The 24,604-nt window shown below is 45.5% G+C and carries 24 protein-coding genes, 4 tRNA genes and 1 pseudogene; 4 read left to right on the top strand and 25 right to left on the bottom strand.

The genetic code is table 11. The annotated features are described in order from the left end of the window. Window positions 1-192: 192 nt before the first annotated feature. Together rlmH and ACY3LV_RS02405 are read right to left on the bottom strand one after the other, a co-directional pair. Entirely contained in the window at window positions 193-672 is a 480-nt protein-coding gene (gene rlmH / locus ACY3LV_RS02400; RefSeq protein WP_003326142.1) for a 23S rRNA (pseudouridine(1915)-N(3))-methyltransferase RlmH, read from the bottom strand. Between the two features lie 80 nt (window positions 673-752). After that, a complete protein-coding gene (locus tag ACY3LV_RS02405) occupies window positions 753-923 on the bottom strand; it encodes a CxxH/CxxC protein (RefSeq protein WP_333562184.1) in 171 nt (56 codons plus the stop codon). Window positions 924-1,107: 184 nt separating this feature from the next. On the opposite strand from ACY3LV_RS02405, the gene ACY3LV_RS02410 reads away from it, so the two are divergent. Continuing rightward, window positions 1,108-1,521, top strand: a complete 414-nt coding sequence (locus tag ACY3LV_RS02410; RefSeq protein ID WP_464863340.1) for a hypothetical protein — start codon at window positions 1,108-1,110, stop codon at window positions 1,519-1,521. A gap of 37 nt (window positions 1,522-1,558) precedes the next feature. On the opposite strand, the gene fdhA is transcribed toward ACY3LV_RS02410, so the two are convergent. The 6 genes from fdhA to ACY3LV_RS02440 form a co-directional block, all read right to left on the bottom strand. Next, complete coding sequence (gene fdhA / locus ACY3LV_RS02415) at window positions 1,559-2,785, bottom strand: formaldehyde dehydrogenase, glutathione-independent (protein ID WP_333562186.1); 1,227 nt, start codon at window positions 2,783-2,785, stop codon at window positions 1,559-1,561. Window positions 2,786-2,847: 62 nt separating this feature from the next. Then, on the bottom strand, window positions 2,848-3,018 hold the full coding sequence (locus tag ACY3LV_RS02420; RefSeq protein WP_333562187.1) for a hypothetical protein: 171 nt from the start codon (window positions 3,016-3,018) through the stop codon (window positions 2,848-2,850). Window positions 3,019-3,132: 114 nt separating this feature from the next. After that, window positions 3,133-3,369: a DUF2651 family protein gene (locus tag ACY3LV_RS02425; RefSeq protein ID WP_333562188.1), complete on the bottom strand. Its 237-nt coding sequence runs from the start codon at window positions 3,367-3,369 to the stop codon at window positions 3,133-3,135. Window positions 3,370-3,387: 18 nt separating this feature from the next. Further along, the gene (locus ACY3LV_RS02430) at window positions 3,388-4,551 is read right to left on the bottom strand and encodes a hypothetical protein (RefSeq protein ID WP_333562189.1); all 1,164 of its coding nucleotides are present in this window, start codon (window positions 4,549-4,551) and stop codon (window positions 3,388-3,390) included. A 10-nt stretch (window positions 4,552-4,561) separates the two neighbouring features. Beyond that, window positions 4,562-5,302, bottom strand: coding sequence for a hypothetical protein (locus ACY3LV_RS02435; RefSeq protein ID WP_333562190.1), 741 nt, complete (start codon window positions 5,300-5,302; stop codon window positions 4,562-4,564). Between the two features lie 157 nt (window positions 5,303-5,459). Then, the gene (locus ACY3LV_RS02440) at window positions 5,460-5,930 is read right to left on the bottom strand and encodes a GNAT family N-acetyltransferase (RefSeq protein ID WP_333562191.1); all 471 of its coding nucleotides are present in this window, start codon (window positions 5,928-5,930) and stop codon (window positions 5,460-5,462) included. Window positions 5,931-6,040: 110 nt separating this feature from the next. On the opposite strand from ACY3LV_RS02440, the gene rapG reads away from it, so the two are divergent. Further along, entirely contained in the window at window positions 6,041-7,138 is a 1,098-nt protein-coding gene (gene rapG, locus ACY3LV_RS02445) for a response regulator aspartate phosphatase RapG (RefSeq protein ID WP_464863341.1), read from the top strand. Beyond that, window positions 7,139-7,255: a Phr family secreted Rap phosphatase inhibitor gene (locus ACY3LV_RS02450; RefSeq protein WP_333518892.1), complete on the top strand. Its 117-nt coding sequence runs from the start codon at window positions 7,139-7,141 to the stop codon at window positions 7,253-7,255. Between the two features lie 235 nt (window positions 7,256-7,490). On the opposite strand, the gene rocF is transcribed toward ACY3LV_RS02450, so the two are convergent. The 3 genes from rocF to rocD all read right to left on the bottom strand — a co-directional run bounded on the left by rocF (window position 7,491) and on the right by rocD (window position 11,287). After that, window positions 7,491-8,381: an arginase gene (gene rocF / locus ACY3LV_RS02455; RefSeq protein WP_333562193.1), complete on the bottom strand. Its 891-nt coding sequence runs from the start codon at window positions 8,379-8,381 to the stop codon at window positions 7,491-7,493. 73 nt (window positions 8,382-8,454) lie between these two features. After that, window positions 8,455-9,858: an amino acid permease gene (locus tag ACY3LV_RS02460; RefSeq protein ID WP_148963194.1), complete on the bottom strand. Its 1,404-nt coding sequence runs from the start codon at window positions 9,856-9,858 to the stop codon at window positions 8,455-8,457. Window positions 9,859-10,081: 223 nt separating this feature from the next. After that, entirely contained in the window at window positions 10,082-11,287 is a 1,206-nt protein-coding gene (rocD, locus tag ACY3LV_RS02465; protein WP_148963193.1) for an ornithine aminotransferase, read from the bottom strand. 240 nt (window positions 11,288-11,527) lie between these two features. Between rocD and rocR the strand changes: the two genes are divergently transcribed. Then, on the top strand, window positions 11,528-12,913 hold the full coding sequence (gene rocR, locus ACY3LV_RS02470) for an arginine utilization regulatory protein RocR (protein WP_333518889.1): 1,386 nt from the start codon (window positions 11,528-11,530) through the stop codon (window positions 12,911-12,913). A 295-nt stretch (window positions 12,914-13,208) separates the two neighbouring features. On the opposite strand, the pseudogene ACY3LV_RS02475 reads toward rocR, so the two are convergent. From ACY3LV_RS02475 to dnaB, 14 genes and pseudogenes are all read right to left on the bottom strand, one after another. Next, window positions 13,209-13,298 (bottom strand): annotated as a pseudogene (locus ACY3LV_RS02475) (hypothetical protein); the annotation flags it as partial. A gap of 18 nt (window positions 13,299-13,316) precedes the next feature. Further along, complete coding sequence (gene htrC, locus ACY3LV_RS02480; protein WP_148963189.1) at window positions 13,317-14,519, bottom strand: serine protease HtrC; 1,203 nt, start codon at window positions 14,517-14,519, stop codon at window positions 13,317-13,319. A gap of 81 nt (window positions 14,520-14,600) precedes the next feature. Next, entirely contained in the window at window positions 14,601-15,395 is a 795-nt protein-coding gene (locus ACY3LV_RS02485; protein ID WP_464863342.1) for an MBL fold metallo-hydrolase, read from the bottom strand. Between the two features lie 19 nt (window positions 15,396-15,414). Next, the gene (locus tag ACY3LV_RS02490) at window positions 15,415-16,257 is read right to left on the bottom strand and encodes a two-component system regulatory protein YycI (RefSeq protein ID WP_087993680.1); all 843 of its coding nucleotides are present in this window, start codon (window positions 16,255-16,257) and stop codon (window positions 15,415-15,417) included. Continuing rightward, complete coding sequence (gene yycH / locus ACY3LV_RS02495; protein ID WP_464863351.1) at window positions 16,244-17,611, bottom strand: two-component system activity regulator YycH; 1,368 nt, start codon at window positions 17,609-17,611, stop codon at window positions 16,244-16,246. Before yycH ends, ACY3LV_RS02490 begins: the two co-directional genes overlap by 14 nt. After that, on the bottom strand, window positions 17,601-19,436 hold the full coding sequence (gene walK, locus ACY3LV_RS02500; RefSeq protein WP_394715560.1) for a cell wall metabolism sensor histidine kinase WalK: 1,836 nt from the start codon (window positions 19,434-19,436) through the stop codon (window positions 17,601-17,603). Before walK ends, yycH begins: the two co-directional genes overlap by 11 nt. A gap of 7 nt (window positions 19,437-19,443) precedes the next feature. Continuing rightward, window positions 19,444-20,151, bottom strand: coding sequence for a cell wall metabolism DNA-binding response regulator WalR (gene walR / locus ACY3LV_RS02505; protein ID WP_032731843.1), 708 nt, complete (start codon window positions 20,149-20,151; stop codon window positions 19,444-19,446). 381 nt (window positions 20,152-20,532) lie between these two features. After that, window positions 20,533-20,605, bottom strand: a tRNA-Phe gene (locus ACY3LV_RS02510). 35 nt (window positions 20,606-20,640) lie between these two features. Continuing rightward, window positions 20,641-20,717: transfer RNA gene (locus tag ACY3LV_RS02515), tRNA-Asp, on the bottom strand. Window positions 20,718-20,798: 81 nt separating this feature from the next. After that, a tRNA-Glu gene (locus ACY3LV_RS02520) sits at window positions 20,799-20,870 on the bottom strand. Window positions 20,871-20,879: 9 nt separating this feature from the next. Beyond that, window positions 20,880-20,955 (bottom strand) — tRNA-Lys (locus ACY3LV_RS02525). 223 nt (window positions 20,956-21,178) lie between these two features. Next, window positions 21,179-22,471 carry an adenylosuccinate synthase gene (purA, locus tag ACY3LV_RS02530; RefSeq protein WP_464863343.1) on the bottom strand — a complete coding sequence of 431 codons (1,293 nt, stop codon included), beginning with the start codon at window positions 22,469-22,471 and terminating at the stop codon, window positions 21,179-21,181. 204 nt (window positions 22,472-22,675) lie between these two features. Beyond that, on the bottom strand, window positions 22,676-23,098 hold the full coding sequence (locus ACY3LV_RS02535) for a VOC family protein (RefSeq protein ID WP_148963184.1): 423 nt from the start codon (window positions 23,096-23,098) through the stop codon (window positions 22,676-22,678). A 116-nt stretch (window positions 23,099-23,214) separates the two neighbouring features. Beyond that, window positions 23,215-24,579, bottom strand: coding sequence for a replicative DNA helicase (gene dnaB / locus ACY3LV_RS02540; protein WP_333562196.1), 1,365 nt, complete (start codon window positions 24,577-24,579; stop codon window positions 23,215-23,217). Between the last annotated feature and the right edge of the window lie 25 nt (window positions 24,580-24,604).

Consider the following 24,604-nt stretch of genomic DNA (forward strand, 5'->3'; position numbering starts at 1 on the left):
ACTTATTTAAAGACTAATCCTATTCTGAAAAGATTTATGTAATCAAAGGCTCCTAATCATTTGATACTTTTATGGGTGATTACATTTTACTTATTAGGAACGAATGTCAACCTAATTTCTCAGCTAAAATTATGGAAATATAATTCCTAATTTAGAAATATTCTTTTTAACTTTTTTGCTAAAAAACCTCATTCACTTATGATACGGCTCCCCACGATTAATCCGAAAAGCCCGATAAATCTGCTCCACTAAGATGAGACGCATCAACTGATGAGGAAACGTCATTTTTGAGAATGACAGCTTGTCATCCGCTCGCTTCATCACTGCGTCGCTTAATCCGAGTGATCCGCCGATGACGAAGGTGACTTTGCTTTTTCCATAAGTAGCCAGCTTATCAATTGTATCGGCTAATTCTTCGGATGTTTTCATTTTTCCTTCGATGGCGAGGGCGATGACGTGGGCGTCGGGGCTGATTTTGGATAGGATGCGGTCGCCTTCTTTGTCTTTTATGATTTTCATATCCTGGTCGCTTAGGTTTTCCGGCGCTTTTTCATCCGGGAGTTCGATGATGTCGATTTTTGCGTAGGCCGAAAGTCGTTTGGTGTATTCTTCAATGCCTTGCTTGAGGTATTTTTCTTTTAGTTTTCCGATTGTCACAATATTGATATTCACAGGTCATCCCCACTTTAAAAACAAGTTATTCATATATGTTGTCCACAATTGTGGATATCTTTTCTGTATTTTGTGTAAGATCATTCGTTCCCCACTATATATACTGCGGGGTCTCCACATAATTCACAGGCTGTGGATAAACTGTTAGTATGTTCGATTTTTCTGATTTCGGGCGGCAGCTCGTGGTCGTCTATGTACATATCCAGCACAGTTTCGACGTGTTCTTCACAGGAATAATACGTTTGTTTCATGTTCAAATCCTCCGATGGTTTCTTGCATTTTTGCAAATATTCTCTTCCCAATATAACCTATTTATTCACATGTTAGTAGTGCTTCGGGCTGAGTTTTATCCACAAATCGACAAACAAGCTGTTGATGACTCTATTTCGCCCGTATGTTAGTTTGGATGTAACCGATGTTTGGGGAGGTCTGCATGTGCGCTTCAGATTGGTTTTGCTTTTTGTAATCATGCTGTTGCTTGCTGGGTGTCAGTCGTCTTATTGGGTGTTAGAAAAGGATCGGATCGGTGAAGGCAGTTCCGAGCTAGAATTATACGCAAATTACCTTCAAACACATGATGACGTAAAAGGGTATCAAGTTTTCACCATTTTAGAAGGCAAAAAAATGGTTGTTGTGTCTCTCGGAAGCAGAGAGAAGGATAAGAAGCTTGAGGTGTCAGGTGTCAAATTCTCGCCTAAAGAAACGATTGTAACTGTGAAACGAAAACCTGCGCCCAAGGCAAATGAGAAAAACCCTTGTATTTTGATAGGACTGGACAAAATCAAAGGGGATTTAATTCTACAAGACGAATCAGGAGAACGCTTTGAAGAAACCGATTACCAGCAATAATAAAACCGGCGTTCCGAGAACGTCCGGCTTTTTCTTCTTACTTCAGCATTCCATGCGGGTCGATGACGAATTTTTTGGCTGCGCCTTTGTCGAAGTCGCTGTAACCGTTTGGCGCGTCGTTCAGAGAAATGACTGTGGCGTTGACAGCTTTTGCGATTTGCGCTCTGCCGCTCAGGATCGCTTTCATCAAATTGCGGTTGTATGTCATGGCAGGCGTTTGTCCGGTGACGAAGGTATGGGCTTTGGCCCAGCCGAGTCCGAAGCGGATTTTTAGTGAGCCTGTTTTGGCGTCCGCATCCTTTGCACCGGGATCTTCGGTCACGTATAAGCCCGGAATGCCGAGGCTTCCTCCGACCTGGGTGACGTCCATGATCGAGTTCAGCACGGCAGCTGGCGCTTCTCCCTGGCTGCCGTGTCCGGACGCTTCAAAGCCGACACAGTCCACTGCTGCATCAACAGTTGGTTCACCTAGTATTTGTTCAATTTGCTCGCCGAGACGGTCGTGTTTTTGCACGTTGACCGTTTCACAGCCGAAGCTTCTCGCCTGTGCCAGTCTATCTTCGTTCAGATCGCCAACGATCACGGTAGAGGCGCCAAGGAGCTGAGCGGAGTGCGCAGCTGCCAAGCCGACAGGCCCCGCGCCCGCAATATAAACGGTTGAACCTGTTTGTACGCCCGCTGTGTATGCCCCGTGGAAGCCGGTCGGGAAAATGTCAGACAGCATCGTCAAATCGAGAATCTTTTCTAACGCCTGTTCCTTATCCGGGAATACCAAAAGCTGAAAATCGGCGTACGGCACCATGACGTATTCCGACTGACCGCCGACCCAGCCTCCCATATCGACATAGCCGTAAGCCGATCCCGGCCGATCCGGATTGACATTCAGGCACACATGCGTTTTTTGCGTTCTGCACATCACACAACGCCCGCAGGCAATATTAAAAGGAACGGATACGATATCACCCTTCTTGATAAATTCGACATCCCGCCCCGTTTCAATGACCTCTCCGGTGATTTCATGCCCGAGCACCAAGCCTTCCGGCGCCGTCGTGCGGCCTCGCACCATGTGCTGGTCGCTTCCGCAGATGTTTGTGGTAAGCACCTTCAGAATCACCCCGTGCTCACATTTCCGATTCACATTTGCCTTCGGAACGCCGGGCCCCTCCTTCAAGATTAAATCCGGATAACCGATATCCTCCACCGCTACAGTTCCTTCGCCTTTGTATACAACCGCTTTGTTTCCAGTCAACGCCATTCCTCCCATTCATGGTTTTGGACTATGCGTCCTTGAACATGACTTCGGTTCGGCATGACTCTTTCCCTTTTTCACGACTGTTTTTTCTGCATCTTAACGACAATAAAAATGCCAAGCCAGCACCCGACAATGGTTCCGACGATGTCCAACCAGTCCGCTTTTCCTCCGTTCAGCAGGAACACAGTAACCGCTGAAGTCAGGCCAATAATCGTTGCTTGCAGAATGACACGTTTGGTGCCCATTTGATCCCTCCTTTTCATTCTTTTCTATACCATACCTAAAATCACTGCAATATTGGATTCAACAAAAAAAGAGACTTCACCCAGTCTCTTCATAAACAGTGATCAGTTGAAGAATCATTTCCTGAGAAATAATGTGACAATACTGGTTGCTAACGCAATTGCAGTATAGAGCACAACCCAAAACATGAAAGAACTGTTACCAGAGGCTAACGTAAACAACAAGATCAAACTCCCGATAAGGACGATGAGCGGACCAATCCAAACTTTCTTCCATAGGAGATAACCCGCTGCACCGATTACGCCTGACATCATCGGAAAAACAAAAACGACGAGCAGTATAACGGCTCCCAAATCGGAACCCCCTTCACCTTAAAAATCCTTCATCACCTCAAAATCATACAGCTTCAAATGACTCTTCGGCGTCACGACATCTTTTACCTTCCCGATCTCTTTTTCCTTCACTTTCTTTCTCGTTTTCAGACTGTACTGTTCAATGTATGCAGGCTGATTGTAGGTGTATGTGAAGAAATAAAGACTGCTGCCTTTTCGGGTGATTTCTTTGAAATCGGCTTTCACTTTTTCGGGTGAAAGGGTGAAGGCGATGCTTGTTTTTCCTGTCCTGGCATCGATTTTGTATACTTTACCGAAGCCGTCAATGAAATACAGGTACCCGTTATAAGTGAAAAAGCTTTTTTTGAAACTGAAGGGCATGGAGCTGTATATCGTTTGTTCGTCGTTTTTGTATTCGGCGATGTCGTGCAGTTCCACTTTGCCGCTTTTCTTGTTGATTTTGACCATTTGATATAGATTGCTCGCCTTTTGGCCGCGAATCATGACATAAACAGCTTGATCGTCCACAGCAAGCTGGGATTCGATTGAGGCTCCTTCCCGATACTGCCATTCCGTTATCGTGTGATAGGTGAGCTTCTGTTGATCGGCTTGAATCTGGAGGAGCTGATAACCTTTTTCGTCAGCTGTCGGGACAAGTGCATAAATGGCGCCGTCATGAAAACCGGAGGCGCGGATGTAATAGGGGATGACATCTTTTTTCCACTCTCCGTCCACCTGGCGGTACAGCTCTGAGCGGTACCCGTCTCCCTTTTTATCGTAGCCGGAGTTGTAGAGGGTGTAAAAACCGTCCGTCTGTTGTAAAAAGCCCGCGCTGTCACCGGTGTGTTGATAGGCTCTTTTATGGGAGCGCAGGCCGTTTTTGATTGTGAAAATCGTGTTTTTGTCCTCCAGCATCACACTGTCGCCGTGAACCTTGGCTGAGCCCAGCTCAAGGCCCTTCATCTTAAAAGAAGACAGCGACCCGTCTTGGCTGATGAACAGAGCGTAGCTTTTCCCGCCGCCGAATGCATCTTGATCCGCAGACGTTGAGAGATACAGCAGGATGTCCTTGTCGTCCAGAAAATCGGTGTCGCTGAGATCCTGCTGACTCACGGCTTTATGGCTTTTGAGAGGAGAAACGAAGACAAATAGTGCGATCCCTGCGAGAATCAGCATGGCAATGGTAATCATCCACTTCTTCATATCTTTCCCCTTAGTAAATGGTCATGATGGTTGACGTATAGGAAGAGCTTGTAATGTCGCGCGGATATACGCCTAAGCCTCCGTTGCCATCTATATCAATGCCTGCTTTCAGCAAAAAGGCGGACCATAGGAGCTTTGAACAGTTTTTGGCGCCATCATGGCCGGTATTTCTGTTATTAACGAAGTTAAATGAATATGCGTCGCCGACTCTTGAGACCGCCCAGTCTGCAGCGGATGTTTTTTGAGATGAGGTTACGCTGACTGTTTGCACGATGGAGTTGTCTTCCACGTCTCTGGCATTGTAAGCGATCTGCCTGACCCCGTCGCTCGGGACAGATTCAACAATTTTGTCAGCGGCGGAGTACATGCCGACGTGGCCGTGGTTGTAGAAGGCTGTGTAGGAGTTGGTGTAATAGATATTCCCTTTCGCGCTTGTCGGGAGTTTTTTCGTACCGGACGAGCCGCCCATGATGGACATGCCGCTTTCCTTGGCGATCCTGTCGCCTTCTGCTTTATCCGCAGTGATTTCTTCATAGAACTGTTTCAGAATGACGTCTTGCTTGACGTGCTGCTGTTTGGCAATCTGACTGGCGGACTTCATGATTTCTTCCGGTGTCATGCCTGGCTGCAGTGCGGCGATTTCTTCTGCATAGTTTGTGGTCTTGACGGCTTTGGCGGGAGAAACAAACAGTCCGCCACACATCATTGTAAGCGCTACCATAAACGTCGACATCCTTGTCTTGAACTTCATTACATCTCCTCTTTTCTTTTGAATGTAGGAAAGGTGACTTCCTTCACCCACATTATATTAGGAAAATAAGGAAAGTAACTAGGTCATTTACAGAATTTTTAGAAATCATTTACAGGAGGCTGTCCGCAAAAAAAGGCCTTTATCAGGCCCTTTACGTTTAAAGCTTCTTACTCATCACCACGTCCGTTTCTTGAAATCCGGTTCGCTCATATAACTTCCGCGCCGCCTGATTGTGGGCAAAGACGTGGAGGGACAGCTTCCGGATTCCCATACTGCGTGCTTGCTGGTCTAATGCCGCCAATGCTTGCTTTGCATAGCCCTTGCCTCTGTATGGTTCATATAACCCGAAATCGTAAATAAACGCTTCCTGCTGAGGATGCTCGGGTTCAGCGTGTATCCAGAGCCAGCCAACGATTTCCTTTTCATTTAGCGTGAGACTCCATAAGTGATGATGGGGAGTTTCCAGGCCTTTCGGAAGCAAATTAGAAAAGGTCTGCTTAGACAATAGCTGTGCTTCTTCAGGCAGCCATGTCCCCGCCTTTACTTTCTCTTCCGCGTAATGCTTCGCTGTGTACGTAAGATAAGACCGAAATTCTTCTGTCTGCATGGGCCTCAGCATCATTGTCATATCATCGCTCCTTCATTTATTGACTATAGGGTTTTACATAAAATAGAAAGTGGTGTTACTATCAGAATAAACAACTGAGGTTGATAAGTCACTAGAGAAAGGAGCTTCAAATGAATAAGATTGCACCCGCAGAAATCGCTAACATGCTCAATGACTGGTATCTTGCGATCAAGAAACATGAAGTTGAAGAGTCCTCCCGTACTTTTGAAGAAGTGAAGCCTTTATTAGATGACATGGAAGAGGATCAGGAGGTGCTTGCCTACTTCTCCTTATTGGAACTGCGCCACAAGGTCTTGCTTCACGAGGCGAGAGGACAGGGTTTTCAGCATGAGGAGCCTTCTCATATGAATGCTGCGTCAGACATGCTGAAATATTACTTTTTTCTGTTTGAAGGCATGTATGAAGCCTATAAAAATAATTACGACATCGCCATTGGGTTGTATAAAGAGGCGGAGCAGTATCTTGGCAACATTCCCGACCCGATTGAAAAAGCCGAATTTCATTTGAAGGTTGGAAAGCTCTATTATAAACTGGGACAAAATATTGTGTCTCTCAATCATACACGGCAAGCAGTCAAAACGTTCAGGGAAGAGACTGATTATAAAAAGAAACTGGCCTCAGCGCTGATCACCATGTCAGGCAATTTCACCGAGATGAGCCAGTTTGAAGAAGCTGAAACGTATTTGGACGAGGCGATTCGGATGACGAGAGAATTAGAAGATCATTTTTTCGAAGCCCAGCTTCTGCATAACTTCGGACTTCTTCATGCGCAAAGCGGCAAATCAGAAGAAGCGGTCTCCAAATTAGAAGAGGCCTTACAACACAAAGAATATGCACGCTCCGCCTATTACTATCATTCTGTCTATTTGCTGATTCGAGAGCTGTTTAAGAGTCAAAAGAAAGAACAGGCCTTATCTTATTACCAAGAAGTGAAGGAAAAACTGACGGCTGAGCCGAATAGAATATGTGAGGCAAAAATAGATATTTTATATGCCATTTACGCAGAAGGAGGTCATGCGGAAACGTTTCACTTATGCAAACAACATATGGATGATTTGTTGTCCGAGAAAGAGTATGACAGTGTAAGAGAACTTTCCATTTTGGCTGGCGAACGGTATAGGGAATATGAGCTTTACAAAGAAGCTGCCCACTTTTTTTATGAGGCATTACAAATTGAAGAATTCATCAAAAGAACGGAGGTTATATAAATGAAAAAATGTCTGATTGGCATAGGCGTCGCAGCGGTGATTTTATCAGGATGGTTTATTGCGGATCATCAAACCCATTCACAGGAGATGAAAGTCGCTGAGAAAATGATTGGGTAAATGAAATACCCCCGCGAATGCGGGGGTTCAATTTAACGAAAGAATCCTAAAACGGTTTGTAGTTTTAGGATTCTTTCATATTTTCAGCGTGATTGAAAACCCTTGAAGTCTAGGAAGGACGAGCATTGGAGCGCAGCGAATGTTTGGAATTCGTGAGCACCAACGCGCAGGCCTGACAACGAATGCAAGGGTTTGTCGACACGCTGAAACCCCCGCGAATGCGGGGGTTTTCTTATTACAGCAACTTCTTCCCTAGCAGAGATTCTGCGAGCTCTACTGCTGTTCGTCCAGTCTTGTTTTCATGGTCAAGAATCGGATTGACCTCAACGAATTCAGCTGAGGTGATGATGCCTGCGTCATACAGCATTTCCATCGCCAAATGGCTCTCCCGGTAGCTGATGCCGCCGATGACAGGGGTTCCGACACCCGGTGCGTCGTTTGGATCAAGTCCGTCCAGATCAAGGCTGAGATGGACGCCGTCACATGATGATAAATAATCTAGGGTTTCTTCCATAACTTTTGTCATGCCAAGACGGTCGATTTCGTGCATCGTGTACACCTTCATGCCGCTTTCCCTGATATACTTGCGCTCCCCTTCATCAAGTGACCGGGCGCCAATGATGACGACGTTTTCCGGTTTGATTTTAGGCGCATAGCCTTCAAGATTCACCAGTGACTCATGGCCGATTCCGAGGCTGACGGCAAGCGGCATGCCGTGAATATTTCCCGATGGTGATGTTTCAAGCGTATTCAGGTCGCCGTGCGCGTCATACCAGATGACGCCGAGATGATCGTAATGCTTCGCTGTACCTGCCAGCGTGCCGATCGCAATACTGTGGTCTCCGCCCAGGACAAGCGGGAATTTTTTCTCTTCAATGACTTTGTTGACCTTTTGAGCGAGTTTTTCATTTCCCGCCAAAACGGAATTCAGGTTCTTCAGTTCTTCGTCATTGTTGATCTTTTCGCGGTTGATCGGAATGTCACCGAGATCTTCAACCGTATAACCCATGTCTGACAGCCTCTCGATCAGATGGGCGTACCGGATGGCGCTCGGGCCCATGTCCACTCCGCGTCGTGCTTGTCCTAAATCCATTGGCATTCCAATAACCGAAATCGTTTTATCCATCTGTGATTCCACCTCAACATATAAGATAATGTCCTATGCGGGTTATAACAAAGATGACTTGCGGACAATGTGTTTAAAGCTCTAGCTGACGATTTGCCTGCTGGCGTTTTTTAATGACGACATGATAAATGATGTAGCAAATGATCATAAACGGGATGCCGCAATACAGCGCGATACGCTGCTCCGGATCAAATGCAAGGCTGATGAGAACGACCGTATTTAACGTCAGGCCGATCAGCGGAAGCACCGGATACAGCGGTGTTTTGAATTTCAAATCTTCCTTCTTGCCGCCTTCACGAATAAATTTGCGTCTGAACATGATTTGAGAAAGCGTAATCGTGATCCAGCCGACCTGGGCGCTCATGCCCGCCAAAGATAGAAGCACCATATACACGGTTTCAGCCGCCGCCACTTTCGATAGAAGCGATAGGCAGGCCACAGCCATCGTTACGATTAACGCATTCAGCGGCACACCTCGTTTGTTTGTTTTGCCCAGCGCTTGGAAGGCCTGTCCTTCATTCGCCATCGCGTACAGGATACGTGTCGATGCGTATAAACCTGAATTCGCAACAGATAATAGCGCGATTAAAATAACAAAGTTCATGATATCAGCGGCATACGGGATTCCGATTTGCTCAAATACGGCAACAAACGGACTTTCCACAACTCCCGCCTGCTTCCACGGAATCATGCCGGCAATGACAATGATGGATAGAACAAAGAAGACAAGCGTTCTCCATACTGTCTGTTTGATAGACCGCGGAATCGTTTTTTCAGGATCTTCACTTTCTCCGGCTGCAACCCCGATCAGCTCAGTCCCCTGGAATGCGAAGTTTACAGCAATCATCGTTATCAATATTGCCTTTATCCCGTTCGGGAATAACCCGTCTTCATAAAAATGTGTCAAAAACGGTGCCTGCTCTCCGCCTTTCAAATCAATCAGGCCAAACATGGCAGCTCCACCGAGAATAATAAATAAAAGGATAATCAAAATTTTAATGCCTGAGAACCAGAATTCCGATTCTGCAAAGGCTTTGGCTGTTATTGCATTTAGTATAAACATCAGTGCCGCAAATACCAGACACCAGATCCACACGTCTACGTGCGGAAACCAGCGGAGCATCAGCTGCCCCGCTGATAAGAATTCAATGGCGCATGTAACCGCCCAGCCGAGCCAGTACAGCCAGCCGAACGCAAATCCAAAGGCCGGGCTGATAAATTTTGTCGCATAGGTCTGGAAGGACCCCGACACAGGAAAGGCGACTGCCAGCTCCCCTAAGCAGAGCATCGTCAAAAACATGATAAAGCCGCCTACTAAATAGGACAGAACCGCGCCGAGCGGTCCCGCTTGGTTAATGGTAAACCCGGTTCCAAGGAAGAAACCGGTTCCGATCACTCCGCCCAATGAAATCATGAACAAGTGGCGTGATTTCATTGTCCGCTGGAGCTGATTTCCGTTATCTTGGTTTGTATTCACATTCTGCACCCCTTCAGCAACTTGTATTGGATCTAAGCTGGAACGACTACACGGTGCATATCCCAGTTTGCTGTCCAAAGAGCCTTTATCTATTTAATATAAAATTCACTTCTTCTCATAAAGATACATTATACTAAAATATTGTAGCTGAGCAAATAGGGAGTGCTTAATTTTCTGTTGTAAATTTATACAAACGAAGTGAATATCCCGCCATGGTGCGGATTTATGCGTTTTGCAGCACGTGCTTAATTTTCTCTATTGCCCAATCCAAATCTTTTTTCGAAATGATTAATGGCGGTGCAAAACGAATAACTGTATCATGCGTTTCCTTGCATAAAAGCCCTTCTTTCTTCAAGCGCTCACAATACGGACGCGCGGCTTCCGTCAATTCCACACCGATAAACAGCCCTCTGCCGCGGACTTCTTTAATGACAGGGTTATCAATGCTCTCAAGTTCTCTTTTAAAGTATTCGCCAAGCTCAAGAGAACGTTCCGCCAGCTTTTCATCCTCCATCACTTCCAACGAAGCGATAGACACCGCACATGCAAGCGGGTTTCCGCCAAATGTCGAGCCGTGTGAGCCCGGGTTAAACACGCCTAAGATCTCGCGGTCCGCTGCAATGCATGAGATCGGGAACACACCGCCGCCAAGCGCTTTACCCAAGATATACATATCGGGAACAATGCCGTCCCAGTCACACGCAAACGTCTTCCCTGTACGTCCAAGACCCGTCTGAATCTCATCGGCAATAAACAGGACATTCTCTTTCTTACAAATCGCCGCCGCTTCCTGCAAAAACCCTTCAGGCGGAATGACAATGCCCGCTTCGCCTTGAATCGGTTCAAATAAAAATGCCGCTGTATTCGGCGTAATGGCCTGACGAAGCGCTTCCGCATCACCGTAAGGGATTAACTTGATTCCCGGAAGCATCGGGCCGAATCCTCTTTTATATTCCTCTTCAGAAGACAGAGATACCGCCAGCATCGTCCGGCCGTGGAAGTTCCCGACACATGCGATAATTTCAGCTTGATTGTCTGCCACGCCTTTTACTTCATAAGCCCAGCGTCTCGCCGCTTTCACCGCAGATTCAACCGCTTCAGCTCCTGTATTCATCGGCAAAATCATCTCTTTGCCCGTCAGCTTAGCTGTTTTTTCGTAAAACGGTCCCAGCTGATCGTTGTGAAACGCGCGTGACGTGAGGGTAATTTTATCAGCCTGATCCTTCAATGCCTGAATGATTTTCGGATGTCTGTGACCTTGGTTTACCGCAGAATAAGCACTCAGCATATCCATATATTCATTGCCTTCCGGGTCCTTTACCCAAGCACCCAGCGCTTCAGAAATGACAATCGGGAGCGGATGGTAATTGTTGGCTCCATAATGAGACGTCTGATCAATAATTTCTTTGGATTTAGATAAAGCTGGCATATTTGAATTCCCCCTTGTTTTCTGTTTCAACATGTTATCCTGCTTTCCCTTTTTATAAATGCAAGTTCTGTGCCAAATCAAGATTTCGTGTGTTTTCTACAAATTTCGTGGACAAGGTGCAAAAACATTCAGATATTTCGAGCAAAAATTTCAGCAAGTGCAAAATTCTTTTGCATATCCTCTCCATTCTTTTATAAAATAGAAGCAATATTAAGAAAATAATTGAGGGAGGTTCATACAGTGGTCAAGGACAGCGAATTCCTCACATTGGTTTTTCAAAGCATTTTGGATGAGATTGATGTTGGCCTGCACGTGGTAGACGAGCATGGAAACACGATCGTTTATAACAACAAAATGATGCAGATTGAAGATATGGAGAAGCATGACGTCCTCAATAAAAACCTGATGGATGTGTTTATGTTTTCTAAACAGCAGGACAGCACTCTGGTACAGGCCCTTCAGGAAGGCACAACGATTAAAAATGTGAAGCAGAGCTACTTCAATAATAAAGGCCAGGAAATCACGACGATCAATCATACATATCCCATCGTCCAAGACGGCAAAATCAGGGGCGCAGTCGAAATTGCCAAGGATGTGACAAAGCTTGAACGGCTGATCAGGGAGAATATGAATAAAAAGGGCAGCACAACTTATACATTTGACAGCATTCTCGGCACCAGCCCTGCCATTCAAGATGTCATCGAAAACGCGAAGCGGGCAACCCGCACGTCATCATCGGTCCTTCTCGCAGGCGAAACCGGCACGGGAAAAGAGCTGTTCGCGCAAAGTATTCACAACGGCAGCGACCGCTCAGGCGGCCCGTTTATTTCGCAAAACTGCGCGGCGCTGCCAGACAGCCTTGTAGAAAGCATTTTGTTTGGAACGAAAAAAGGCGCGTTTACAGGCGCTGTCGACCAGCCCGGACTGTTTGAACAAGCACATGGCGGCACGCTGCTGTTAGATGAAATCAACTCGCTGAATCTGAGTCTTCAGGCGAAGCTGCTGCGCGCTCTTCAGGAACGGAAAATCAGGCGCATCGGTTCGACAAAGGATACGGCGATTGACGTGCGTATAATTGCCACAATGAACGAAGACCCGATTGACGCGATTGCGGGCGAACGAATGCGGAAGGACTTGTATTACAGGCTGAGCGTCGTGACACTGATCATCCCGCCGCTTCGGGAACGGAAAGAAGACATTTTGCTTCTCGCGTCAGAATTCATCCAAAAAAACAACCACCTGTTTCAAATGAATGTCGAACACATCAGCGAAGACGTGAAGCAATTTTTTCTATCTTATGACTGGCCGGGAAATATTCGTGAGCTTGAGCATATGATCGAAGGCGCAATGAATTTCATGACGGATGAGCAAACGATTACGGCTTCCCATCTACCCTATCAATACCGCATGAAAATCAAGCCAGCCAACATCTCAGAACCGGAAACAGCAAGACACCAGCCGGCCGCGGACTTAAAAGAAAAAATGGAGAGCTTCGAAAAATATGTGATTGAAAATGTGTTAAGAAAGCACGGCCATAACATCTCACAAGCTGCTCAGGAGCTTGGCATCAGCAGACAAAGCCTTCAATACCGGCTGAAGAAATTTTCCCATCCGCCTGCCGAGTAACAGCCCTATTCCGGCGCAGGAAGCCTGACGTGTATGTCGTTAAACGGCAAAGCTCACACCCAACTGCAACAGCTGAAAAGCCTTCAAACATCATGTTGACAGCAAACCGCAATCACAAAAACAAAAAACATCGAGCTGAACACATGCAAAAGGCAAATAAAATCTTCTGTATCGAGGGAAGAAAATGAAATCTATGTATACATCATAAAATTCATCACCAGCAACCATACGGAACAAACCATTAAGTCAATGCTGGTCAGGCACTGCCTATTGTTTCACGTGTAACGCCCATCTAGTATTTTTCTTCATATTCGATAGATCCTTTTTCAACTGAACGAGCGTGACCCTCGTTCAGTTTTTTTTGCATAAAAAAACAGTCTGGCACGGTGCCAGACCGTTTCTATTAACTTCCTAATTGGTCTGCGGAGGAGAGCTGAATGTCAACGGATTTTTCTTTTCCGGCGCGGTAAAACTTCACTTTCACCCGGTCACCGACTTTTTTCTGATAAAGCCGTTTCCGCAGATCAACAATGTCATTTACTTTGTGACCGTCAAATTCTGTGATGACATCCAGTTCCTTAAGCCTTGCTTTTCCGGCAGGTGAGAAGGCATCTACCCCCATCACAACCGCTCCATTGGTGACATCCTTAGGAAGCTTCAATGTTTCGTCCCAATGATAGCTGGCGATGTCGCTTAGCGATTTCATCTCAATGCCAAGGAACGGACGTTTAACCTCGCCGTATTTCTCCAAATCCTCTATCACCGGGATCACAAGCTTAGAAGGAATCGACAGGCCAATTCCTTCAACCGCCGACTCGGCAATTTTCATTGAATTGATGCCAATGACTTTTCCGTCCATATTTAACAAAGCGCCGCCGCTGTTCCCAGGGTTAATGGCCGCATCTGTTTGCAGGACTTCTGCATTCCAGTCAGGCTGTCCATCACCATTCGAATCCACTGGGATGGCTCTCTCCGTACCCGAGATGACGCCCTGTGTGACAGAGCCTGCAAATTCAAGGCCTAACGGGTTCCCGATCGCAATAACCGGCTCCCCTGATTTCACTTTATCTGAATTACCGAAATCAGCGACTGCTTTAATTTTATCGCTTTTCACTCGTAAAACAGCAAGATCCATCAGCTGGTCGCTGCCGATGAGTTCAGCCGATACACGCGAGCCGTCTTTCAGGCTGATTTCAATTTGGGAAGCACCCTCGATGACATGATGGTTGGTCACGACATAAGCGGAGTTGTCATTTTTCTTATAGATGACGCCAGAGCCGCTCCCAGCCTCACCGCTCTCTCCCCAAATATCTGATTTTTGAATGTTCACAACACCGACAACGGCGGGCGACACATTGCTGACAATCTTGGTGACTGCGTTGTTGACACTGACATTCACCGTCCTGATTGATTCCCGATTATTGTTGTTCTGCTGCTCTTCTAAGACGCCCGTATCTATCCCTTCATTTGAAAGGTACGGCATGATAAACGCCATTAATACGGCACCGACAATCACGCCAATCAGACTAGAAAGGAAATATCCTTTTTTGCTTCTCTTTGGCTGTTCAGGAGCAGTATGTTCTTCCTCACGATCGTAATCCACCATATTCCATCCTTTCCAAGAACGTTAATATGGTTATATTGTGGGTTAGAAACTCCTATAATAGTCATGATTTACATAGAAAAATTATACAGCGCAGAGCGGTGTGGCCTTCTTCGGATCGGTGTCAAACAAATCAAATGTTTCCCCCGTCACAAACCCTTTAGAAGCCAATGTCTGCTGTACAGACATTCTCGCCAAATCCTTCATGTTGTTGTCCTGGCTCAAATGCGCCAAATAAATACGAGACGTCTCGTCGCCAATGACATCGGTCATCGCTAAGGCAGCATCTTCATTTGAAACGTGCCCGACGTCACTTAAAATCCGCCGCTTAATGCTCCATGGATATCTCCCCATTTGCAGCATGCCGACATCGTGATTGCTTTCAAACACAAACATATTCGCTGAGCGGATGATCCCTTTCATCCGGTCGCTGACGTACCCCGTATCTGTCATTAAAGCAAGCTTTCGGCCGTTATAATGGAACACATAAAACATGGGCTCCGCCGCGTCGTGTGAGACGCCAAACGATTCCACATCAAGTCCGCCGAACGACTTCACCGTCTCCATCGGAAACACAAATTTTTGATCGGTATCAATTTTGCCAATTTGTTTCTCCATCGCTTTCCATGTCTTCTCATTCGCATAGATCGGAAGCTTGTACTTTCTGGCGACCACGCCAAGGCCCTTAATATGGTCACTATGCTCATGCGTCACAAAAATGCCGTCTACATCATCCAGCTTACGCCCAATTTGCGCCATCAATCCATCCATGGCTTTCCCGCTCAAACCGGCGTCTACCAAAAATGCGTGATCCTTAGTTTCAAGGTAAAACGCATTTCCCGTACTCCCGCTCGCAAGTACGCTAAATTGCAAGCTCATGTGTCTCACTCCATTATTTTCATTGATCTGTATCTAAAATCGTACTCTCCAAAGCATTCACTGTAAAATACTCTTGTACTGTCTTTTTCTCACCGTTCACTTTTTTATCGTACTCGACTGTAATTCTCCATACCGGCGCCAGCACCTGTGTACTTGTCAGCGGATATTGCGCGACGTAGCCAAATTTGACACTTTTTATTGTACTGTTCTCTTTTAATTGATTTTGATAGTACAATAACTCAACCGCATCCATTTCAGTGATTAGGCTTTCCTTCTGAATTTGCTTAAAGGTCTCAAGCGTCGTCTGGTCGTATGACACAACCTCGTTTTTATCGTTTAAACGCAAAATCACTTGCCCGATCATATTAGAAGAAGTGTCGGTCTGCTGATAAATATAATGGCCCTCATATGTTTGGAAGAAAATAATTTCTTTTTGCGATTTATCAACCTTCCAAAGCTCATATTTTTCACCGTCTTGGATTTTCGAAGAAACAAGCGCCTGAGCATCGTCCTCAATCTTCTTCTTTGACAGGGCGATCGGATTCGTAAATTTCATTTTCAGGGTCGTTACTTTACGATCATCACTAGGCATGTCCATCAACGGCTTTTGATCCTTGAGCGCCTCAATTTCGTCCTTGGTGAAGGCCTTTTGATTCGCTGTGATTCTATAGCCTTCTGTTGCTTCCTTATTCAGCCCTTCATACGTAATATGATCGGCCTTCATGTCATGCTCGACATCATTTTTAATGACTTCATAATCTTTGCTGGTAGACTGCCATTTTTGAAAAAACTGATAGCCTAAAAAAATATCTAAAATGAGGAAGGCAACGATGAAGATTGATTTTGTCTTATTCCACTCCACTGTTTGCCCCCTCCTTCGTTAATAGGTCCTTCGTGATCGGCACAATTTTCCCGTTTATTTTCATCCCCCAAACCGGTTCCAGTTCAACAAGAGGGTCATTATTGGATGATGTTGATACCAATTGATACGCAAGGAAGATCTGATCAATTTTATCCGTATTATATGCGGTTTGTTTAGAAAGCAGCATCTTCACTTCGCTCCCGCTCATCAGCTCAGTCTCTGTCGTTTTAATCGGATTCGTTCCGAGACTGTAATTCGGCCGCTTATAGCTGAGAATTTCATCGTTGGCCCATTGCACCGTAATCGCGGATGTCGCTCCGAATGGTTTGGCGGTACTGTTAATGACCGGCATCTGGTCCATAAAGATATAGAAGCTTAACTGCTGGCTGTCATTGATATTGAAAAATTGATAGTGATCTGTCCAGCTGCCCGTATCCTCAAGGTATTTTTGGCTCTTTTTAATTAATTCACCTGTTTGATAGGAAGTGCTCTGCACCAAATTGCGCTGTTGGAATTGTACTTGGCGCTGGCTTAGATTCACATCTAAACGGCTGATTCCATCTGTCAGCACATTTCTGTTGTTGTAATTCGAATCTTCCCTTACAATACTTGGATCGCTGAACAAGGCCTGCTTAAAGGTGTTTGTTTTAATCGATTCTGTGACAAATTCTTTTTTGTCCATCGTAAGCGTTTTGTTCGGCAGCAGAAACTCTTTCTTTGAACCGATTGAGAACAGACTGAATGCCGGCATGTTTGATTGACTGTTTTTCAAGTCATTCATCATGTTCCGGTAGTTAGCCGATTCAACGGTCACTTCCAGAATCAGCTGCTTGCTGAAAGATACCAAATAGATTTTCTTGTTCGCTTTTGTTTCATTAATCGGAATCAAAATGTGATCAAATGAACTGTACTCAAATGACTGGTTAGACCATTTAAACAGCGTTTGGTAGATATCAATAGGAATCGTGTCGTTGAATTGCAAGTCAAGCTTCGCATCATAACCGCTTATCCCGTAAAACCAGCTCTTAAATGAAGTCTTATCATACTGATCAGAAATATCTTTGATCCCTTTTACATCCCAATGCGGCAAGTCAGACCAGACTTCGTTATAAAGTGAATAATCATTCACTTTATAATGAGCACCGCCATCATGGATAAACATGTCTCTCGGCCTTACCGTTTCAGACAGCTTTTGGGTGTTTTTTTCAATTTTATGCTTCTCACGCACAGGAGACGCTGTTGATGATGAGCCTCCGGAAAAGTTTGGCTGGAACGTCCATATCCCCCACGTAAACACAAGGCTGATGACGACGAGTATCGTAAGTAATATCGTTTTTATATTTTCACGCTTCATCCCAATCATCCTCTTGTTCCTCTTTATATGGAAGAGTAAATGTAATCGTCGTGCCTTTTCCTTCTATGCTGTCCGCCCAAATATCTCCGCCATGCGCCTGAACCATTTCTCTGGCAATCGCCAGTCCCAGACCGGTGCCGCCGAGCTTTCTCGTTCTTGCTTTATCCACCCTGTAGAAGCGGTCAAAGACTTTTTCGACATCTTTTTTCGGAATACCGATCCCTTCATCCTTGACGCTGATATAGAGAAGCTCTTCCTCTTCGTTTACGTCAATTGAGAACGTCACATGTCCGCCTTCCGGTGAGTATTTTAAAGCGTTGGAAATAATATTATCAAGCACCTGTGTAATTTTATCCTGATCAATCTCAACGTACAGATTTCTGTCCGGCAGATTACGAATAAATTCCACATGCTGTTCTTTTGTCATTTCAAAACGGTCAATAATCAGAGACATAAACCGGACAATTTGAATCCATTCCCGGTTAAATTGATAATCCTTGCTGTCGAATTTCGAAAGCTGAAGCAAATCATTGACAAGCCGGATCATGCGCTCTGTTTCATTTTGCGTCACCATTAAGAAACGCGGGGCAATGTCTTTATTTTCCCACGCACCTTCAGCTAACGCTTCTAAATAACTGCGCATTGTCGTAAGCGGCGTCCGCAGCTCGTGTGATACATTCGCCACGAATTCTCTGCGTTCCTGATCCATTTTCTCTTGCTCGGTTACATCGTAAATAACAGCAATTAAGCCATCAATTTTGCCATGTTCCCTTTGAATCACAGAGAAATTCACGCGAAGCACTGTTAATTGATCATCTCGCTCAATTTCAAGCAACAAAGAATCCTGCTGCTCCACTAAATCTTCAAACGTATAATTCTCTTGAATCCCCAACAAACTCGTAATCGGCATTTCTAAAGCTGTTTCACGTGAAACGTTCAACAGCTCCAGCGCCGGGCTGTTTAAAAGAATAATCGCTCCGTTTCGGTTTGTAGCGATAACGCCGTCTGTCATATAAGCAATAACAGAGGCAAGCTTTCTGCGCTCTCCTTCTGTCATCGCCTGGGCATCTTCAAGCTCTTTCGTTAAGTGATTAAACGTGGTGGCGAGCTGCCCGATTTCATCATGCCCATACTTTTTAACCTTCCTCGAGAAATTCCCTTTCGCGAGCTCCATGGCCTGCTTTCTCATATCTGAAAGCGGGTGGGTGATGGTTCGTGCCAAAAAAATACCGAGAAGGGCCGTCAAAACGAGCGCCAAACCAGTGCCGGACGCCAGTATGGTGTTGATAGTCTTCATCTGATTAAAGACATCTTCCATACTCGCGACAACATAGATCGCGCCGACAACCTCTTGGTTTTCAGTCATGACAGGCTTCGCGGAAATGAGAACTCTGATTTTGCTTTTCGGGTCATAGTACTTTCTTAAATACGATTGTTTAGTAGAAAAAATCCTTTTAAATATCAGATCGGTCGTTTGTTTCCCTGCCACTTCCTCACCATACGGCTTTGAAGAACCGACCACTTCATAGCTTTTATCTACAAAACTAATTTCCCGGACCTCATCACTTTTCGTGAAATCATTCAATATACGGCTGACGTCATCCTTAATAACGGTGCTGTCGTTATCGCTTTTATATTCTTGTTCGATATAGTAAGAAAGGTTGTCGATTCGCTGATTCAGCGATTGTTCATAAGAGCTCATCAGCGATTTCTCGACCTGATTGACAAAATACACCCCAATGATTTGCATGGCAATGATTATCAAAAGCACATATATCAAGGTAATCTTAAATTGGATCGACCGAAAAAAACCAACCTTATTCATAAGGGCATTAGTCCTGTTCTGGATTTCTCAAGTAATAACCTACGCCGCGGCGTGTGACAATCCAATTTGGATGGCTTGGGTTGTCCTCAATTTTTTCACGAAGCCGGCGGACTGTTACGTCAACCGTTCTGACGTCACCAAAGTAATCATAGCCCCAAACGGTTTGAAGCAAATGTTCACGGGTCATCACTTGTCCGATATGTTTTGCTAAATAATGAAGCAATTCGAACTCACGATGAGTCAATTCGATTGTTTCATCTCGTTTTGATACGACGTACGCGTCAGGGAAGATGACGAGAGAGCCGATATGAATTTCGTTAGAGGACGACTCTTCCTCCGCAGGCGCTGTTGTCAGCTGGCGGCGCAAGTTCGCTTTCACACGAGCCAGAAGCTCACGTGTGCTGAATGGTTTTGTGACATAGTCATCAGCACCGATTTCAAGCCCGATGACCTTGTCAATTTCTGAATCCTTAGCCGTCAGCATAATGATCGGCATATCGTATTTCTTTCTGACTTCACGGCACACTTCAACGCCGTCTTTATTAGGAAGCATAATATCTAAAAGAATTAAATCAGGCTGAAGCTCTTCTACCATTTCAACCGCTTCATTTCCGTCGTGGGCACAGTGCACTTCATAGCCTTCTTTTCTTAAGTTAAATTCCAATATATCTGCAATCGGTTTTTCATCATCTACTACAAGGATCTTCTTATCCATCATTTTGATTTCCTCCTGCCGAATAACTTCATTTCATCTAAATAACATTCGTTTCATCACTTATGGCCCGTGTAAACATTGGGTCCTTGTCTATTATAACGGTTAAAGGTCAAAAGATAAAAAAAATAAAGGTTTAGAAAAAAACACATGTTTCACCTTTATCCGCCAATTGTTTCTCTTTTGTCATCCTGGTCAAATTTTTTTAAAAAAGATAACTTAACTGAAACCTCCCGACATCGGAGTGCGTCTTTATCAATGACGTCTTCTTCTTTGAGCCGGCCGCAGGGCCGGTTCTCCCTTTTTCTTCTATTATAACACTTCTCATGTTCGCCTTTTCCTAAAAGAAAAAACGCACCTACAATTGCAGATGCGTTTGGTAAGTGGCTCGGGACGGAATCGAACCGCCGACACACGGATTTTCAGTCCGTTGCTCTACCAACTGAGCTACCGAGCCAAATGTTTTATTTTTCTCTACTAAGTAAAGTAAAATGGCGGTCCGGACGGGACTCGAACCCGCGACCTCCTGCGTGACAGGCAGGCATTCTAACCAACTGAACTACCGGACCTTACAGTAATTGCCTGGAGAGCTGTCGTGTCAGCCCTCGCAGACAAATAAGGAATTTAGCAATAACGCTAAAGTAAATCAATGACCCGTACGGGATTCGAACCCGTGTTACCGCCGTGAAAGGGCGGTGTCTTAACCGCTTGACCAACGGGCCTTCACGAAATGGTGAGCCATGAAGGACTCGAACCTTCGACCCTCTGATTAAAAGTCAGATGCTCTACCAACTGAGCTAATGGCTCTTAAGATGTCGGAGTTTCCATAGAGCAAACAACTTTGACCAAGTTCTTATCTAGTACTCTATTGAAGCAGTTTCCGTAACAACGAGATTTATAATATCACGAACAAATAGAAGTGGCAATAACTTTTTTGGTTTTTTTTCATATTTTTTTCTCAGACCAACTTAGATGCGGCTTTCAAACAAAAAACAAGCCCCTGGATTCAGGGGCCTGAAGCATAATCTATTTAGTTCGCACGGTACACGCTGCGAAGGACATTTGTCTGTGAACGGTCTGGGCCGACAGAGAAAATAGAAAGCGGAATGCCTGTCAGCTGAGACACACGCTCAAGATAGTGGCGCGCGTTATCCGGAAGCTCGCTCAAGCTTTTCGCACCTGTGATATCCTCAGTCCATCCCGGCATTTCTTCATATACCGGCTCACATTCAGCAAGTGCTTTAAGGCTTGCCGGGAATTCTTCAATGATTTCGCCTTTGTAGCGGTACGCCACACAGATTTTCAGCGTTTCAATTCCTGTTAAAACGTCGATTGAGTTCAGAGAAAGATCTGTAATTCCGCTCACACGGCGGGCGTGGCGGACAACGACGCTGTCAAACCAGCCGACACGGCGCGGACGGCCTGTTGTTGTTCCATACTCCCGTCCGACTTCACGGATTTGATCGCCGATTTCATCTTTCAGCTCAGTCGGGAAAGGACCGTCGCCGACACGAGTCGTATATGCTTTTGATACACCGACAACGTGCTGAATTTTGGTCGGGCCAACGCCAGATCCGATCGTGACACCGCCGGCAACCGGGTTAGATGACGTAACAAACGGGTATGTTCCTTGGTCGATATCGAGCATTACCCCTTGCGCGCCTTCAAATAACACGCGGCGCCCATCATCAAGAGCATCATTTAAAACAACAGATGTATCGCAGACATATTTTTTAATCTGCTGGCCGTACTCATAATATTCGTCTAAGATATCCTCAATTTTAAACCCTTCTGTCTCGTACATTTTCTCGAGCAGGCGGTTTTTTTCTTCAAGATTGCGTTCAAGCTTCTCCGCAAACGCGTCACGGTCTAACAGATCCGCGATGCGAATTCCGATGCGGGCTGCTTTATCCATATAAGCAGGGCCGATTCCTTTTTTCGTTGTGCCGATCTTGTTAGCCCCTTTTCGCTCTTCTTCCACTTCATCCAATTTCAAGTGATACGGCAGAATGACGTGAGCTCTGTTGCTGATTCTCAGGTTGTCTGTACTAACGTTGCGCTCATGAAGATACGCAAGCTCTGTGACTAATGCTTTCGGATCTACAACCATTCCGTTTCCGATCACACACGTTTTATCCTTATAGAAAATTCCAGACGGGATTAAGTGAAGCTTGTATGTGACTCCGTCAAACTTGATTGTGTGCCCTGCGTTATTTCCGCCTTGATAACGGGCGATCACTTCTGCATTTTCTGAGAGGAAATCTGTAATTTTACCTTTTCCTTCATCGCCCCATTGCGTACCTACTACAACTACTGAAGACATGTCCGTGCACCTCCGTTAACCTTTAAAACGATTCTATTCAAACAAATCAAGTTTATCAGTGAAGAAACAGAAAGTCAATCTTAAATCCGAACATTAAATTAATATAAAACTATATTCGTTCGCTTCCTTTCTTTTTAGAAGCGTTTTCTAACGGCTTCATCATAAAAAGCTTGTGAAACTTTTGTCCTTTAGCATGAAAAAGTATCATTTGCCTGAAATCCCTTTGGTATTCATAAAAACGACTCGCCAGCCGTCCGGATCCTCTATCGTCACGCCTCCATGACTCCAGTACGGGTTCTCTGATTCGACCTCTTGATAGCCCATGTGTTTTAGCCTTGAAGTGATCGATGCCAGTTCATCCGTATTCGGCACATAAAAAACGAGGAGGCTGTCGGGATGCGGAACGGGAGCAGTGCTTTCCCCATCCTCATACTGGGTGAATTCCAAATGATAATCGGCATGAGGAAGGCCAAACATGACACCTCCATACCCGTTATGCTGTGAAAATTCGCCGATTCGTTTCAAATCCAGTCCCTCTTCGTAAAAACGAATGATCTCATCAAGCTGGCCTGTAGGCCGCGCAATCCGGATTTGCGCTGCGTGAAAAGATGAAAAACAGTATCCCATGTTACCATCTCCTTTACGCCCTATTTTATTAAACCGCTTTCAAATTCACATCCGCTGCGCGTCCGGTTTTTCTTCCATCTTCCGAATGAAAAAACCCCAAGATCAGCTCTTGGGGTTTATGCGCCGGGCGGAACACCTGCGTCATCAAAACGCCGTTCCAGGTTGACGAATTTATTGTATTCTTTTACGAACGCAAGAGACACGGTTCCTACCGGGCCGTTACGCTGTTTGGCAATAATGATTTCGATAATATTTTTATTCTCAGATTCTTTGTCATAGTAGTCGTCACGATAAAGGAACGCGACAATATCCGCGTCCTGCTCGATACTTCCAGATTCCCGGATATCAGACATCATCGGACGTTTATCCTGACGCTGCTCAACGCCCCGGGAAAGCTGAGAAAGCGCGATAACAGGGACTTGCAGCTCCCTGGCGATCGACTTCAGTTCACGGGAAATTTCTGATACTTCCTGCTGACGGTTATCCTTTGAACGTCCGCTTCCCTGAATCAATTGCAGATAGTCGATCAAAATCATGCCTAGTCCGCTTTCCTGCTTCAAGCGGCGGCATTTGGCGCGGATTTCACTCACGCGGATACCCGGTGTATCGTCAATGTAAATCCCGCTGTTCGACAGGCTTCCCATCGCCATTGTCAGTTTGCCCCAATCCTCTTCCGTCAGATTACCGGTACGGAGGTTTTGGGCATCGATATTTCCTTCGGCACAGAGCATACGCATAACGAGCTGCTCCGCCCCCATCTCAAGACTGAAAATCGCTACGCTCTCGTCGGTTTTGGTCGCCACGTTTTGTGCGATGTTCAAGGCAAAGGCCGTTTTCCCTACTGACGGACGGGCGGCGACAATGATCAAATCGTTGCGCTGGAAACCGGCAGTCATCCGGTCCAGCTCCGTAAACCCTGTAGGAATCCCGGTTATATCGCCTTTTCGATTGTGAAGCTGTTCGATATTGTCATAGGTCTGGACAAGAACGTCCTTAATATTTTGGAAGGCACTCGTGTTTTTTCGCTGTGCCACTTCCATAATCGTTTTTTCCGCTTCACTTAGTAAATCCTCGACCTCATCCTCACGGGTATATCCGTCTTGAGCGATGGTTGTCGCCGTTCTGATTAATCGGCGAAGAATTGATTTTTCCTCAACAATTTTCGCATAATATTCTATGTTAGACGCGGTCGGCACCGAGTTAGCGATATCTGTCAGATACGAAATGCCACCTACTTCTTCCAGCAGTTCTGTGTTCGCAAGCTCTGACGTAACTGTCACTAGATCAACCGGTTCACCTCTGTCACCGAGCACCAGCATCGCATTATAGATTTTTTGGTGGGACATTCTATAAAAATCATCTGGAATCAATACTTCTGAAGCCAGTGTTAAAGCAGACGGCTGTAAAAAAATAGCGCCTAACACGGCTTGTTCGGCTTCTATATTTTGCGGAGGAAGCCGATCATTTAGAAGGTCTGTCATGCTAAGCACCGTCCTCTCATTAAAA

The sequence above is a fragment of the Bacillus sp. 11C genome (assembly GCF_055486375.1).